This window comes from Nocardiopsis sp. NPDC006139, from assembly GCF_040614155.1.
GTDB lineage: Bacteria > Actinomycetota > Actinomycetes > Streptosporangiales > Streptosporangiaceae > Nocardiopsis > Nocardiopsis changdeensis.
Genome location: NZ_JBEXTT010000013.1, coordinates 177,144 through 190,481 on the forward strand (window position 1 = coordinate 177,144; position 13,338 = coordinate 190,481).

Consider the following 13,338-nt stretch of genomic DNA (forward strand, 5'->3'; position numbering starts at 1 on the left):
AAGTGTACATGTGGGGGTTCGGGTTCTGCGGTGCGCAGAGCGGCCCCTGCGGGGCGGCGGGGTGTGCCAGGATGGCGCGCACCGTTCCCGGACCGAGGAGGCGAGGCCCCATGGCGGCCCCTGGCAGTACGCTCCCGCCGCTGGGCCCGGGCTATCGGCGGCTGCTGGCCGCCGGGGCGCTGGGCAACCTGGGGGACGGCATCGCCCTGGTGGCGCTGCCCTGGTACACCGCCACGTTGACCGGTGACCCGGTCGCGGTGGCGGCGGTGGCGGCCGCGGGGCGGCTGCCCTGGCTGGGGGCGCTGGTGGCCGGGGCGGTGGGCGACCGGATGGACCGGCGCCGCCTGATGGTGCGGGCGGGGGCGGGCAAGGCGCTGGTCCTGGTGGTGCTGGCCGCTTTGGCGGCGGTGGGGGCGGCGCCGGTGCCGGTGGTGGTCGCCGCGGCGCTGCTGGTGGGGGTGTGCGAGGTGTTCTTCGACAACACCGCCCAGTCCCTGATGCCGATGGTGGTGCCGCGCGAGCGCCTGGAGCGCGCCAACGGGATGCTGTGGAGTGTGGAGGAGGTCGCGGGCCGGTTCGCGGGCGCCCCGCTGGCGGGGGTGCTGGTGGCGGTGTCCGCGGCGGCGGCGTTCGGGGCGCAGGCCCTGTTGGCGGCGGGGGCGGTGGGGGCGCTGCTGGCCCTGCGCGGGGATTTCACGCCGGCGGCCGGGGCGGGGGCGGCGGTGCCGTTGCGGGTCCTGGTGGGCGAGGGGGTGCGGTGGCTGTGGGGGCACCGGCTGCTGCGCACCCTGGCGGTGGTGCTGGGTCTGTCCAATCTGGCGGCGTCGATGAACGCCGCGGTCCTGGTGCTGTTCGCCCGGGACGTGCTGGGGGTGGGGGCGGCCGGGTTCGGGCTGCTGTTGACGGCGGTGTCGGCGGGGATGGTGCTGGGGGCGCAGGTGGTGCACCGGCTGGTGCCGCTCGTGGCGCCGGGGGTGGCGCTGGCCGCCGCCCTGGCGGTGCAGGCGGTCGGCTACCTCCTGGTGGGGTCGGTGCACCGTGTGTGGGTGTTCGCGGTGTGCTTCGTGGCGGTGGGGTTCTTCACCATGTGGTGGAACGCGGTGACGGTGTCGCTGCGCCAGCGCATCGTTCCCGGGCACCTGCTGTCGCGGGTGCTGGCGGCCTACCGCACGGTGGGGTGGGGGACCGCGCCGGTGGGGGCGCTGGCCGCGGGGGGTCTGGCCGCCGCCTTGGAGCCGGTGGTGGGGCGGGTGTGGGCGCTGTCGGCCCCGTTCCTGGTGGCGGGGGTGCTCAGTGCGGCCCTGGTGGCGGTGTCGGCGGCCCGCCTGACCACGCGGGCGGTGCGCGCGGCCGAGGCGGGGGCCGGGTCTCACACGCGTTCGACGGGCACCCAGACCTCTCCGGAGGCGGTGGACCCGTCCTCGCCGTAGTCGGCGGTGACGAGTTCGGGGCCCGGGGCGGTGCGGTGGGTGGGGTGGGAGGGGAACCACTGGCCGTAGGCGTCGACCCACACCCGTTGGATGCCCTCGGGGAAGGGCACGTCCTCGAAGGGGAACACCACCCAGGTGCCCGCCGCGACCTCCAGGACGTCCATCCCCTCGGGGGCGGGGGCGGTGCTCACCGCCGCCTGGTAGTAGTCCAGCAGGCTGCCCTCGGCCCGTTCGGGTTCGATGTCGTCCACGGCCGAGACGACTCCGCCGGGTTCGCCGTCGGACAGGGCGGCCAGGCGCTCCCAGGCGGCCTCGCCCAGGCCGCGGACGAACGCGTCCATGTCCGGGTTGACGCCTTCGTGCACCAGGGGCACGCGTGCCCGGTACCCCACGAGGCGGAACGCCTCTTTTTCCACGATCCGGTACCGCACGGCGGTACCTCCTTCCACGGTCAGTCGGAATGTCATGCGCGGTTGGGAGGTCAGGACCGCGCCGGTGCGCCGGGCCTGGCCGGGGCCGACCCCGTGCAGGGCGCGGAAGGCGCGGGCGAACGCCTCGGCGGACCCGTAGCCGTAGCGGACGGCGATGTCCAGCAGGGTGGCGTCGCCCTGGGCGACCTCCACCGCGGCCAGGGTCAGCCGGCGGCGGCGCACGTACTCCGACAGGGGCATCCCGGCCAGGGAGGTGAACATGCGGCGCAGGTGGTGTTCGGAGGTGAGCGCCGCGCGCGCCATCCGTGCCACGTCCACCGGCCGGGAGGTGTCCTCCTCCACCAGGTCCAGTGCCCGGTTCAGTGCCTCCAGCACGGTCGTGCTCCTTTCTTCGGTCTTCGACGCTAGGGGGTGCGGGGGTGTGCGTACCCGACCGTGGGTGTGCGTGTTGTGTCGGGTCGTACGCTCCCGGCTTCGGGCAAGGTCGGGGAATCGTTGGGCAAGGACTTGCGTCGCCCCCGACGTGGGCGGTTACGGTGGCAGCACCCTCAGCTGAGGATGGCCCGACAGGCCGACCCCGAGAAGGAGGTGGGCGGGGCGAGGCCCGGATCGCGCCCCGCGGATACATGGACCTTGGTTTTCTGCGACCGCTGTACGACAACGACGCCCCGGTGGCCTCGGTGCATCTGGACACCAGCCGTGACACCACCGACGCGGACAAGAAGATCGAGCTGCGCTGGCGGCACCTGCGCGAGCGGTTGAGCGCCCAGGGGGCCGATGAGGCGACCTTGGACGTGCTGGAGGAGGCGGTCGGGGAGGGTTCCTCCCGGGCCTACGGCGACCACGGCCAGGCGTTGTTCGCGTCGGGCGGGCGGCTGCTGGGCGAGTACACGCTGGGTGAGCCGCCGGCGCGGGACCGGGCGCTGTGGGCGCCGGTCCCCGACGCGCTGCCGGTGGTGGTGGACCGGGGCCGGCACCTGCCGTACGCGCTGGTGGCCCTGGACCGGGTCAAGGCGAAGGTGTTCGCCTACGCGGGCGATCCCGATCCCAGGCCGGTGTCGGAGAGGGACTTCACCGGTGCGGACCTGCACAACATCGACACGATGGGGCGCGGGGGGCCGGGGAGCCTGGGCGGGTACAACGGCGACTACGTCCGCAAGCAGTACCACTTGGAGACCTGGCGGGAGAACACCGCGAGGCTGGCCGAGCTGGTGCGTGAGGCGGTGGCGGAGGTCGATGCCCGGATCATCATCGTGGGCGGGGACGACGAGGCGATCTCGTATCTGCGCGACAACATCCATGAGCGCAGGCTCTCCATCCCGATCGAGGTGGTGCCGGGCGGTCGCGGCGGGCCCGATGCGGAGCAGCGCCTGCACCAGGCCGCGGCGCAGGCGTTGCGCGCGTTCGTGGCCGACTCCCAGAAGGGGGCGTTGGAGGAGTTCGAGCAAAAGCTCGCCCAGGACCAGGCGGTGCGGGGTACCGAGTCGACGCTGCCGATGCTGTCGGAGGCGCGGGTGCGCACGCTGCTGCTGGGTGCCGAGCGCGACGGTGAGCCGGAGCTGTGGGGGTCGTCCAGCGCGCCGATCCTGGTGGCGGCCAAGCCCGAGGGGTTGGACGATCCGGATACGGCGTTCCGGGCCCCGGCCAGTGCGCTGATGCTGCGGTCGGCGGTGATGGCGGATGCGGGGTTCAGCGAGGTGCTGGACGACGGTGAGCCCGCCGCGGGCAGCGGTGCGATCCTGCGGTTCCCGCGCCAGCGCGCGGAGCGGTGACGGGTCGGGGTCGAGGGGGGCCGTCCGCGGTGCGGGCGGCCCCCCTTTTTTTCGTGTCCTGTGGTCAGGCGCCGGTGGTCATGCCCAGGTGGAGGAGCAGGTCGGCCTCGGTGAGGAAGGCGATGGCCTGGCCGCGTTCGGCGTAGGTCTCGGCCTGGCGGTGCTTGGAGGTCTTGCCGGGGCCGTCGTGGCCTCCGATGACCAGGATGTCGGTCTTCTTGGTGACGTTCTTGGCGGGGGTGCCGCCGGCCTCGGCGATGCGCCGCCACACCTCGGGCTTGTCCATGGACTCCAGGTCGCCGGAGACGCACACGACCTTGCCGTACAGGGGGCCGGAGGGGTCGGCGTCGGGGGAGGGTGCGGGCAGGTCGGTGCGGGCGGCGCGCTGCCAGCGGGCGAACCGGTCCTCGCCGGAGGCCTGGGGCGCCGGGGCTGGTAGGGGGGCCGCGGGGGTCAGGCGGCGCAGGGCGCTGCCGGCGGCGCGGGCCAGGTCGGCCAGGGAGGTGGTGCCGTGGCGTTCCATGGCGGCGATGGCGATGCGGGCGGCGGCCTCGGCGTCGGCGTCGGCCCGGTGGTGGTGGGTGACGCGGTGGCCGATGTGGGCGCTGACGGTGGGCAGCCGGTGGTCGGGCAGTTCGGCCCAGGTGCGGCGGGACAGGGCCAGGGTGCAGGCGTAGTCCCAGGCGGGGGTGGCCAGGCCGGTGCGGGCGCAGGCCTGGGCGATGACGCCCATGTCGAAGGGGGCGTTGTGGGCGACCAGGGGGTCGCCGTCGGCGAACTCCACGATGCGGGCGTGGACACTCTGCCAGGTGGGGGCGTCGGCGACGTCGTCGGGGGTGATGCCGTGGACGGCGATGTTGTGGCGGGAGAAGAAGTCGATGCCGGCGGGCGGGCGGATCAGGGTGGTGTGGCGGTCGGCGATGATTCCGTCGCGCACCTTGACCAGGCCGACGGCGCAGGCGCTGCCCCGGTCCTGGTTGGCGGTCTCGAAGTCGATCGCGGTCCAGCTGTCCGACACCCTGTTCTCCTCCCCGCACTGTGTTGACGCGTTGAGGCTACCGTCGTATTCCGGTGCCGGGGGCGCGGTCGGGTCGGCCGGCCCCCGGTACCGGGGGTTTTATTCGTCCCACAGGTCGGTGGTGTGGGCGGCGGCCAGGGCGGCGGCCCGGTCCAGGAACTCCTCGGCCGGCAGGGCGGGGAGGCGGCGGCCGTCGCGCAGGCGTACCGCGACGGTGTCCTGGGCGGCCTCGCGGGCGCCGATGACGGCCTGGTAGGGCACCAGGCGGTGGGTGCGGATGCGGGCGCCCAGGGCGCCGGTGTCGGCGGGGGCGGTGTCGGCGCGCAGTCCGCGCCGCCGGGCCCGGTCGGCCAGGTGGGCGGCGGCCGCCTCCTGGTCGGGGGTCACGGGCAGGGCCACCGCTTGGAGGGGTGCCAGCCAGGCGGGGAAGGCGCCCTGGTGGACCTCGGTGAGGTGGGCGACCACCCGTTCGATGCTGCCGATGACGCTGCGGTGGACCATGACGGGCCGGTGGCGGGCGCCGTCGGGGCCGGTGTAGTGCAGGTCGAAGCGTTCGGGCTGGTGCAGGTCGACCTGGACGGTGGACAGGGTGGACTCGCGTCCGGCGGGGTCGGCGATCTGCACGTCGATCTTGGGTCCGTAGAACGCGGCCTCGCCGGGGCCCTCCTCCCAGTCCAGGCCGGCCTGCTCCAGGGCGGCCACCAGCAGTCCGGTGGCGCGCTGCCAGGTGGCCGCCTCGCCCGCGTACTTGCCGCCGGGGCCGGGCAGGGACAGCCGGTGGCGCAGGGGGGTGATGCCCAGGGCGCGGTGGGCGCGGCCGATGAGGTCCAGGGCGTTGGCGGTCTCGTCGACGACCTGGTCGGGGGTGCAGAAGATGTGGGCGTCGTTGAGGCGGATGGCGCGTACGCGGGTGAGGCCGCCCAGGGACCCGGAGGGCTCCTGGCGGTACATGTCGCCGAGTTCGGCGACGCGCAGGGGCAGTTCGCGGTGGCTGCGGCCGCGGGAGCGGTACAGCAGGGCGTGGTGGGGGCACAGGCTGGGGCGCAGCACCAGTTGGTCGCCGCCGTCGTCCAGGGGCGGGAACATGCCGTCGCGGTAGTGGGCCCAGTGGCCGGACTTCTCGTACAGGGCGCGTTTGCCCAGGGCGGGGGAGTACACGTGCACGTACCCGGCCTCGCGTTCCAGGCCGCGCACGTACTCCTCCAGGGTGTGGCGGACGGTGGCGCCGTCGGGGAGCCAGAACGGCAGTCCGGCGCCGATGAGGGGGTCGGTGTCGAACAGGTCCAGGTCGCGGCCCAGGCGGCGGTGGTCGGTGGTGGTCACGGGTTCCTCCCGAGGGTGCGGGGGCGGACCACCGGATGCGCGAAGCCCCGGGGAGGTGCGCCCCGGGGCTTCGTTGAGTGCAAGAGTCAGCGCGCCGGTGGCATCTCCGGCGTCGTCGTGCTGTGGGCGCGCTGCATGGTGTGACCGTACCAGAGGCCGCGGCGGGGTGTCCTGCGGTAAACCGCACCCCTCTTCGGCGGGCGGCACCATGGCCGGGGCCGGGGCGCGGCGGCCAGCATGGGCACCGTCGGGAAGCGAGGACGGGAGAGCCGATGATCACCCTGCGGGGATTGACCAAGCGCTACGGCGACGTGTTGGCGGTGGACTCGTTGGACCTTCAGGTGCGCCCGGGGCGGGTCACCGGGTTCCTGGGGCCCAACGGTGCGGGCAAGAGCACCACGATGCGCATGGTGCTGGGGCTGGACCACCCCACGTCGGGGCGGGCGCTGGTGGGCGGGCGCCCCTACCGGGAGCTGGATAGGCCGCTGCACCATGTGGGTGCGGTGCTGGACGCCCGTGCCGTGCACCCGGGGCGCAGCGGCCGCGCCCACCTGTTGGCGCTGGCGCGCACCCACCGCATCCCCGACCGGCGGGTGGACGAGGTGCTGGAGCGGGTGGGGCTGGAGGGTGCGGCCCGGCGGCGGGCGGGGACGTTCTCGCTGGGGATGAGCCAGCGGTTGGGGATCGCCGCGGCTTTGTTGGGGGATCCGGGGGTGCTGTTGTTCGACGAGCCCGTGAACGGGCTGGACCCCGACGGGGTGCGGTGGATCCGCGAGCTGATGCGGGAGCTGGCCGGGCAGGGGCGCACCGTGTTCGTCTCCAGCCACCTGATGAGCGAGATGCAGCTGACCGCCGACCACCTGGTGGTGATCGGGCGGGGCCGGCTGATCACCGACGCGCCGCTGGCCGAGGTGCTGGCGCACAGCGCGTGGACGGCGGTGGTGGTGCGCAGCCCCCACCCCGAGGACCTCGTGGCCGCGCTGGCGGCCGAGGGGGCCACGGTGGAGCGGCCCGGCCCCACCGAACTGGTGGTCACCGGCCTGGGGATGGAACGGGTGGGGGAGCTGGCCCACCGGACCGGGGTGGTGGTGCACGAGCTGCGCACCCGCGACGCCTCGCTGGAGCAGGCCTACCGGGAGTTGACCGAGAACGCGGTGCAGTACACCGCCCGGAACGGGGGAGAGCGATGATGCCGGTCGCCGTTGTGGAAAGGCCGGCCGGTGCGCGCCGTGCCCTGTCGGACCTGGGTGCGGCGGTGTCCGCGGAGTGGGTGCGGTTGCGGTCGGTGCGCACCACCTGGTGGGGCGCCGCGGTGGCGCTGGTGCTGATGTGCGCGGTGGCGCCGTCGGTGGCGGTCTCCACCGTGTCCAACGCCCAGAACGGGTCGGTGCCGGTGGCGGAGGTGCCCGCCCCGGAGATGGCGGCCTACGCCACTTTGTGGGTGGTGCAGTTCGTGGTGGTCGGCCTGGTGCTGCCGGTCATCACCACCGAGTACTCCTCCCGGTCGTTGCACGCGTCGTTGCAGGCGGTGCCGGTGCGGTGGCGGCTGCTGGCGGCCAAGGCCGTCGTGGCGGCGGGGTTCGTGTTCGTGTTGGGTGTGGTGGCCGCGGCGGTCGGGACGGTGCTGTCGTTCGCGGTGATGTCCCACCCCTACCTGGCGGGGTACGGGACGCTGGAGGCGGGCGAGGCGGTCGTGTCCGTGCTGCGCCAGGGTGTGTACCTGGCGCTGGTCGCGGTGACGGCGCTGGGGGCGGGTGCGGCGCTGCGGTCGGTGGCCGGGGCGCTGACCACGCTGTTCCTGCTGATCGTGGGGTTGCCGGTGATGCTGTTGATGATGGGCGGCGAGCTGTCGGTGGTGCTGGGCGAGCGGACGCTGTTCGTGGCCGGTGCGGGGTTCATGGACACCGATCTGGCGTTGGGGCCGGTGGGGATCGGACCGTTCGCGGCGGGCGTGGTACTCCTGTGCTGGTCGGCGGTGGCGCTGGCGGCGGGTGCGGTGGTGCTCGCCCGCCGCGACGCCTGAGGTGAGCGGGGGTAGGGCCGCGGTGGCGGGTCGTTGGTGGGAGCCGGTCGCGGCGGTGGCGGGGCGGTTCGCCCGGTCCCTGGCGGGGGCGTGGGCGGGGCAGGTGACGGCGGCCGTGACGGTGCTGTGGGTGGTGGCGGCGCCGGCGGCGCTGTGGCCGCCGTTGCGGCCCGCGGTGGCGGGGTGGGCGGTGCGGGTCGCCGAGTGGGACCTGGGGCGGTTGGGGCGCTGGTACGGGCGGGTGGTGCACCCCGATCCGGGGGTGCGTGCGCGGGTGCTGTACCTGTTGGCGCGGTTGCCGGTGGCGTTGGTGGCGTCGCTGCTGCTGTTCGTGCTGGGCGGGTTGGCGGTGCTGTTCGGGGTCGGTCTGGTGTGGGACGCGTTGACCGGGGGCGCCTCCGCGGTGGACATCCGGATGACGGGGGTGCGGATGCACGTGTCCTCGTTGTCGTTGGGGGCGATCTTCGGCCTGGGCACCGCCGGGCTCTTGTGGGCGGGCACCGAGGCGGTGGGTGCGGTGGAGGCGCTGTTGGCGCGGCGCCTGGTGGGGCCCAGTACCCGGGATCTGATGGTGCGGCGCATCGATGAGCTGACCCGTACGCGGTCGGAGGTGGTGCGGGCGGTGGACGAGGAGCGGCGCCGTATCGAGCGGGACCTGCACGACGGGGTGCAGCAGCGGGTGGTGGCGTTGTCGATGCTGTTGGGGCGGGCGCGGCGCGGTGGGGACGCGGAGCGGGCGGCGGGGCTGGTGCGCGACGCCCACGCCGAGGCGCTGGTGCTGTTGGAGGAGTTGCGGGACGTGGCCTGGCGGGTGTACCCCAACGCGTTGGACACGTTGGGGTTGGAGGCGGCGTTGACGGAGGTGGCCGACCGGTGTCCGCTGCCGGTGGCGGTGCGGGTGGCGGCCGATCCGGTGCCGGTGGGGGTGCCGGCGACGGCGTTGTACTTCGTGGCGCGGGAGGCCATCACGAACGCGGTCAAGCACGCGGGGGCCGGTCAGGTGGCGGTGCATCTGACGGGTGGGGGCGGTGGTTGGGAGCTGCGGGTGTGGGACGACGGCCGGGGCGGGGCGGATCCGGCGGGGGGCGGGTTGACGGGGCTGGCGCGGCGGGTGGCTGCTTTGGACGGCACACTGTCGGTGGACAGTCCGGTGGGCGGGCCGACGACGGTGTGCGCGGTGCTGCCGGGGTGAGGGGCGTTTCGAGGAGGGTGGAGGGTTCATGCGTCTGGTGATCGCCGATGACTCGGTCCTGTTGCGGGAGGGTCTGGTGCGCCTTTTGGAGGAGGAGGGGCACGAGGTGGTGGCGGCGGTCGGGGATGCCGGGGCGCTGGTGGCCGAGGTGGTGCGGCACGCGCCGGATGCGGCGGTGGTGGATGTGCGGATGCCGCCCACGCACACCGATGAGGGGTTGCGGGCGGCGCTGGAGATCCGTGCGGGGCATCCGGGTGTGGCGGTGCTGGTGCTGTCGCAGTACGTGGAGCGGCGTTATGCGACCGAGCTGTTGACGGGGTCGCCAGGCGGGGTGGGGTATCTGCTCAAGGACCGGGTGGCGGATGTGGGGGAGTTCCTGGCGGCGCTGGAGCGGGTGGCGGCGGGCGGGGCGGCGTTCGACCCGGAGGTGGTGCGGCGGCTGTTGGCGCACGCGCGGCCCGATCCGCTGGCCCGGTTGACGCCGCGTGAGCGCGATGTGCTGGAGCAGATGGCGCAGGGGTGGAACAATCCGGCGATCGCGGAGCGGTTGCACGTGTCGTTGAGTGCGGTGGAAAAGCACGTCAACGCGATCTTCGACAAGTTGGACCTGGACCACGGGACGGGGCACAGCCGCCGGGTGCGGGCGGTGCTGCGTTATCTGGGGGCGTGAGGGGCCGGGGCGGGTACGGCGGCGGGGCCGCACCCGGCCCGGGGTGCGGCCCCGCGGTGGGGGGTCAGGGGGTCACTGGGCGCCGATGGCGGCCTCCACCTCGGAGATCCACTGCTGGGCGGCCTCCTCGGGGGTGAGTTCGCCGAAGGCGAGGGAGTCGGTGACGCGCTTGGTGATCTCCACGACCTGGCCGGCGCCGATGGGCGGCGGCGGGTTGCCGTCGACGATGCCGTCCTCGATCTCGGACATGAACACGGCGCTGCGTTCGTCGGCGGGGGGCAGGGAGCTGAGGATGCTGCCGCGGACGTCGACGTTGGCGGGCAGGCCCAGGTCGGCCAGGATCAGTTCGGCGGCGTCGGTGCTGTTGAGCATGAAGTCGACGAAGCGGGCGGCCTCCTCGGGGTGCTCGGAGCCGGCGGAGATGGAGTAGAACATGGCGGGCTTGAAGAACATGCCGGTGCGCTCGCCGGTGGACTCGCCGGGGTAGCGCAGGAGTTCGATCTCGTTGCCGGAGGACTCGGTGATGCCGCCCAGCTGGTTGGTCCAGAAGTGGGCCATGGCGCCGGTGCCGGTGGAGAGCACGGACTGGTCGGGGCCGCCGGCCTCGATCTCCACGCTCTGGGCCGCCTCGGGCTGGCCGCCGGTCTCCAGGAGTTCCTGGTTGAGCTCGAACCATTCGACGAGGGTCTGCTCGGAGAAGCCCAGGGTGCCGTCCTCGTTGTAGAGGCGTTCGCCGCGCTGGCGGGCGAAGATCTGGAAGCCCTGCTCGTTGTAGCCCATGCTCTGGGTGCCGACGATGTCGCCGCCGGAGGCCTCGGTGATCTCGGCGGACAGTTCGATGTAGTCCTCCCAGGTCCAGGAGGTGTCGTCGGGCATCTCCACGCCGGCGGCCTCGAACGCCTCGGGGTCGGCCAGGATGGTGTAGGCGTTGACGCCGCTGGCGATGCCGTAGGTGGCGCCGTCCAGGTCGCCGCTCTCGGCGACCAGCGGGTCGATCTTGGACAGGTCCAGGCCCTCCATCTGCGACAGGTCGGCCAGGGCGCCGCGGTCGCCGTATTCGCGCAGGTAGCGCTCCTCCTGCATCATGATGTCGGGGGCGTCGTTGGCGGCGGTGGCGGTGGCGAGCTTGTCCCAGTAGGAGCCCCAGTCGGTGTAGTCCGCGACGATCCGGATGTCGGGGTTCTGGGCCTCGAAGATGTCGATGACCTGCTGGAGGGTGGAGTGGCGGTCGTCGGCGCCCCACCAGGAGTAGCGCAGTTCGACGACGCCGTCCTCGGATTCGGAGCCGCCGCCTCCGCAGGCGGTGGCGGCCAGGGCCAGTGCTGTCATGGTGGCGGCCAGGGCCAGTGGCCGGCGGGCGCGGCGCTTGTTCACGGGGGACATAGGGGGTGGGTCCTCTCGATATCTACTTGATGCCGGTGGTCGCGATGCCCTTGACGAGGTAGCGCTGGCCGGCGAGGAAGAATCCGAACACGGGTCCCAGGGCCACCACGGACATGGCGAACAGGGGACCCCAGGAGGTCTGGGAGCTGGAGTCGACGAAGGTGCGCAGCGCCACCGGGACCGTGTACATGTCGGGCCGGGTGAGGAAGATCAGCTGGCTGAAGAAGTCGTTCCAGGTCCAGATGAAGGTGAAGATGGCGGTGGTGGCCAGGGCGGGCATCGACAGGGGCAGGATGATGCGCAGGAAGATGCGCACGTGTCCGCAGCCGTCGATGCGGGCGGCCTCGTCCAGGTCGCGGGGCAGGCCGCGGATGAACTGGACCATGAGGAAGATGAAGAATCCGTCGGTGGCCAGCAGCTTGGGGACGATGACGGGGTAGAAGGTGTTGATCCAGTCCAGTTCCGCGAACAGGATGTACTGGGGGACGATCACGACGTGGATCGGCAGCATGATCGTGGCCAGCATGATCGCGAAGAAGAGCCGCTTGCCGCGGAACTCCAGGCGGGCGAAGGCGTAGGCGGCCATGGAGCAGCCGATGAGGTTGCCGACGATGGAGCCGCCCACCACGATCGCTGAGTTCAGCAGGTAGTGGTGGAAGGGGTACTGCAGGGCGTTCCAGCCCTCGCTGTAGTTCTCCGGGGTGAAGTTCCAGGGGATCAGGCCCGGTTCCCGGAAGATCTCGGCGGTGGGTTTGAAGGAGCTCGACAGCATCCACAGCAGCGGGTAGAGCATGATCAGGCCGAAGCCGATCAGGCCGATGTGGGTGAGCAGGCGCCGGATGCGGTCGTTGCGGTCGCGGGTGCCGCGGGGGCGGGCGGGGAGCCGTGTGTCAGTCGCCATAGAAGACCCAGAACTTGGAGGCGAGGAAGTTCACCGCGGTGAATCCCCCGATGATCATCAGCAGGAGCCAGGCCATCGCCGAGGCGTAGCCCATGTCGAACGCGCCGAACCCCCGTTGGTAGAGGTAGAGCGTGTAGAAGAGGGTGGAGTCGGAGGGGCCGCCGGTGCCGCCGCTGACGATGAACGCCTGGGTGAAGGTCTGGAAGGCGTTGATGATCTGCAGCACCAGGTTGAAGAAGATGATGGGGGTGAGCATGGGGACCGTGATGTGCCAGAAGCGGTGCAGTCTGCCGGCCCCGTCCACCGCGGCGGCCTCGTAGTACATGGCGGGGATCTGGCGCAGCCCGGCCAGGAAGATGACCATGGGTGCGCCGAACGTCCACACGTTCAGCACGATGAGGGTGCTCAGGGCGTGGTCGGGGTGGGAGACCCAGCCCTCGCCCTGGATGCCGAAGAACGCCAGTACCTGGTTGACCAGGCCCTCGGCTCCGAACACCTGGCGCCACAGGATGGCGACGGCGACGCTGCCGCCCAGCAGGGAGGGCAGGTAGTACACCGACCGGTACAGGGCCAGGCCGCGTACGCCGCGGTCCAGGACCATCGCCAGGGCGAGGGCGAGGGCGAGCTGCAGGGGCACCGACACGAACACGTAGACGAAGGTGACCCGCAGGGCGCTGTGCAGGCGGGCGTCCTCGAGCATCCGCTCGTAGTTGGCCCAGCCCACGAACTCGTAGTCGCCGATGAGGTTGTAGTCGGTGAAGGAGAAGTAGAGCGAGGCCAGCAGGGGGCCGGCGGTGATGAGGGCCAGGCCCACGAACCAGGGGGCGAGGAAGCCGTAGGCGGCGAGGTTCTCGCGCTTGCGGCGGCCGGTGCCGCCTTTGGGGGCGCGTCGGCCGCTGCCGGCGGGGGCCGGAGGTGCCGCCGCCGGGCGGGTGCCGCGCTGGAGGAGCGCGCTCACAGGGATCCGCCTCCTGTGGGGGCGGTCTCCGACCGTGAGGTGGAGACGCGCGTACCAGGGTGCATGGTCACGGACCGCCAATCTGATCGGGGAGGGGCGCGGACCGGGGCCGATGGCCCCTGTGTCCGAGAACACTGCGGAAAAGCGCAGGTTATGGGTTGGTAAGCGCTATCCAGCTATTAGGATGCTCAGTTTCTAGCACCGGGTTACAAGGGTGTCAACGCCCGGTTTCCCCTT

Annotated in this window: 12 protein-coding genes; 6 read left to right on the plus strand and 6 right to left on the minus strand. The window is 72.6% G+C overall.

Annotated elements, in window-relative coordinates; all coding sequences use genetic code 11:
- The first annotated feature begins 110 nt into the window (after positions 1-110).
- Complete coding sequence (locus ABZ249_RS19230) at positions 111-1,430, plus strand: MFS transporter (protein ID WP_355264526.1); 1,320 nt, start codon at positions 111-113, stop codon at positions 1,428-1,430.
- Here the strand turns inward: ABZ249_RS19230 and ABZ249_RS19235 are convergent.
- On the minus strand, positions 1,370-2,236 hold the full coding sequence (locus ABZ249_RS19235) for an AraC family transcriptional regulator (protein ID WP_355264529.1): 867 nt from the start codon (positions 2,234-2,236) through the stop codon (positions 1,370-1,372). The two genes, ABZ249_RS19230 and ABZ249_RS19235, sit on opposite strands and share 61 nt — an antisense overlap.
- Positions 2,237-2,487: 251 nt before the next feature.
- Here ABZ249_RS19235 and ABZ249_RS19240 point away from each other — a divergent pair, with 251 nt between their 5' ends.
- Complete coding sequence (locus tag ABZ249_RS19240) at positions 2,488-3,633, plus strand: hypothetical protein (RefSeq protein ID WP_355264532.1); 1,146 nt, start codon at positions 2,488-2,490, stop codon at positions 3,631-3,633.
- Between the two features lie 64 nt (positions 3,634-3,697).
- Here ABZ249_RS19240 and ABZ249_RS19245 read toward each other — a convergent pair whose 3' ends face one another.
- Complete coding sequence (locus ABZ249_RS19245; protein WP_355264535.1) at positions 3,698-4,651, minus strand: exonuclease domain-containing protein; 954 nt, start codon at positions 4,649-4,651, stop codon at positions 3,698-3,700.
- A 99-nt stretch (positions 4,652-4,750) separates the two neighbouring features.
- Positions 4,751-5,974, minus strand: coding sequence for a threonine--tRNA ligase (gene thrS / locus ABZ249_RS19250; protein ID WP_355264538.1), 1,224 nt, complete (start codon positions 5,972-5,974; stop codon positions 4,751-4,753).
- A gap of 272 nt (positions 5,975-6,246) precedes the next feature.
- On the opposite strand from thrS, the gene ABZ249_RS19255 reads away from it, so the two are divergent.
- From ABZ249_RS19255 to ABZ249_RS19270, 4 genes are all read left to right on the plus strand, one after another.
- Positions 6,247-7,164 carry an ABC transporter ATP-binding protein gene (locus ABZ249_RS19255; RefSeq protein WP_355264541.1) on the plus strand — a complete coding sequence of 306 codons (918 nt, stop codon included), beginning with the start codon at positions 6,247-6,249 and terminating at the stop codon, positions 7,162-7,164.
- Positions 7,165-7,229: 65 nt separating this feature from the next.
- A complete protein-coding gene (locus ABZ249_RS19260; RefSeq protein ID WP_355264544.1) occupies positions 7,230-7,997 on the plus strand; it encodes an ABC transporter permease in 768 nt (255 codons plus the stop codon).
- A gap of 22 nt (positions 7,998-8,019) precedes the next feature.
- Entirely contained in the window at positions 8,020-9,189 is a 1,170-nt protein-coding gene (locus ABZ249_RS19265; RefSeq protein ID WP_355264547.1) for a histidine kinase, read from the plus strand.
- A 28-nt stretch (positions 9,190-9,217) separates the two neighbouring features.
- Positions 9,218-9,859, plus strand: coding sequence for a response regulator transcription factor (locus tag ABZ249_RS19270; protein WP_355264550.1), 642 nt, complete (start codon positions 9,218-9,220; stop codon positions 9,857-9,859).
- 72 nt (positions 9,860-9,931) lie between these two features.
- On the opposite strand, the gene ABZ249_RS19275 is transcribed toward ABZ249_RS19270, so the two are convergent.
- The 3 genes from ABZ249_RS19275 to ABZ249_RS19285 are packed head-to-tail and all read right to left on the minus strand — an operon-like array spanning position 9,932 to position 13,101.
- The gene (locus tag ABZ249_RS19275; RefSeq protein WP_355264553.1) at positions 9,932-11,242 is read right to left on the minus strand and encodes an extracellular solute-binding protein; all 1,311 of its coding nucleotides are present in this window, start codon (positions 11,240-11,242) and stop codon (positions 9,932-9,934) included.
- Between the two features lie 22 nt (positions 11,243-11,264).
- Positions 11,265-12,143: a carbohydrate ABC transporter permease gene (locus ABZ249_RS19280; protein ID WP_220561282.1), complete on the minus strand. Its 879-nt coding sequence runs from the start codon at positions 12,141-12,143 to the stop codon at positions 11,265-11,267.
- Positions 12,133-13,101: a sugar ABC transporter permease gene (locus ABZ249_RS19285; protein ID WP_355264557.1), complete on the minus strand. Its 969-nt coding sequence runs from the start codon at positions 13,099-13,101 to the stop codon at positions 12,133-12,135. Before ABZ249_RS19285 ends, ABZ249_RS19280 begins: the two co-directional genes overlap by 11 nt.
- Positions 13,102-13,338 lie beyond the last annotated feature (237 nt).

Bases quoted from the DNA above. Each gene is read 5' to 3' on its own strand.
- ABZ249_RS19230 (WP_355264526.1), top strand. From the start codon at position 111: ATGGCGGCCCCTGGCAGTACGCTCCCGCCGCTGGGCCCGGGCTATCGG.
- ABZ249_RS19240 (WP_355264532.1), top strand. From the start codon at position 2,488: ATGGACCTTGGTTTTCTGCGACCGCTGTACGACAACGACGCCCCGGTG.
- ABZ249_RS19255 (WP_355264541.1), top strand. From the start codon at position 6,247: ATGATCACCCTGCGGGGATTGACCAAGCGCTACGGCGACGTGTTGGCG.
- ABZ249_RS19270 (WP_355264550.1), top strand. From the start codon at position 9,218: ATGCGTCTGGTGATCGCCGATGACTCGGTCCTGTTGCGGGAGGGTCTG.
- ABZ249_RS19275 (WP_355264553.1), bottom strand. From the start codon at position 11,242: ATGTCCCCCGTGAACAAGCGCCGCGCCCGCCGGCCACTGGCCCTGGCC.
- ABZ249_RS19280 (WP_220561282.1), bottom strand. From the start codon at position 12,143: ATGGCGACTGACACACGGCTCCCCGCCCGCCCCCGCGGCACCCGCGAC.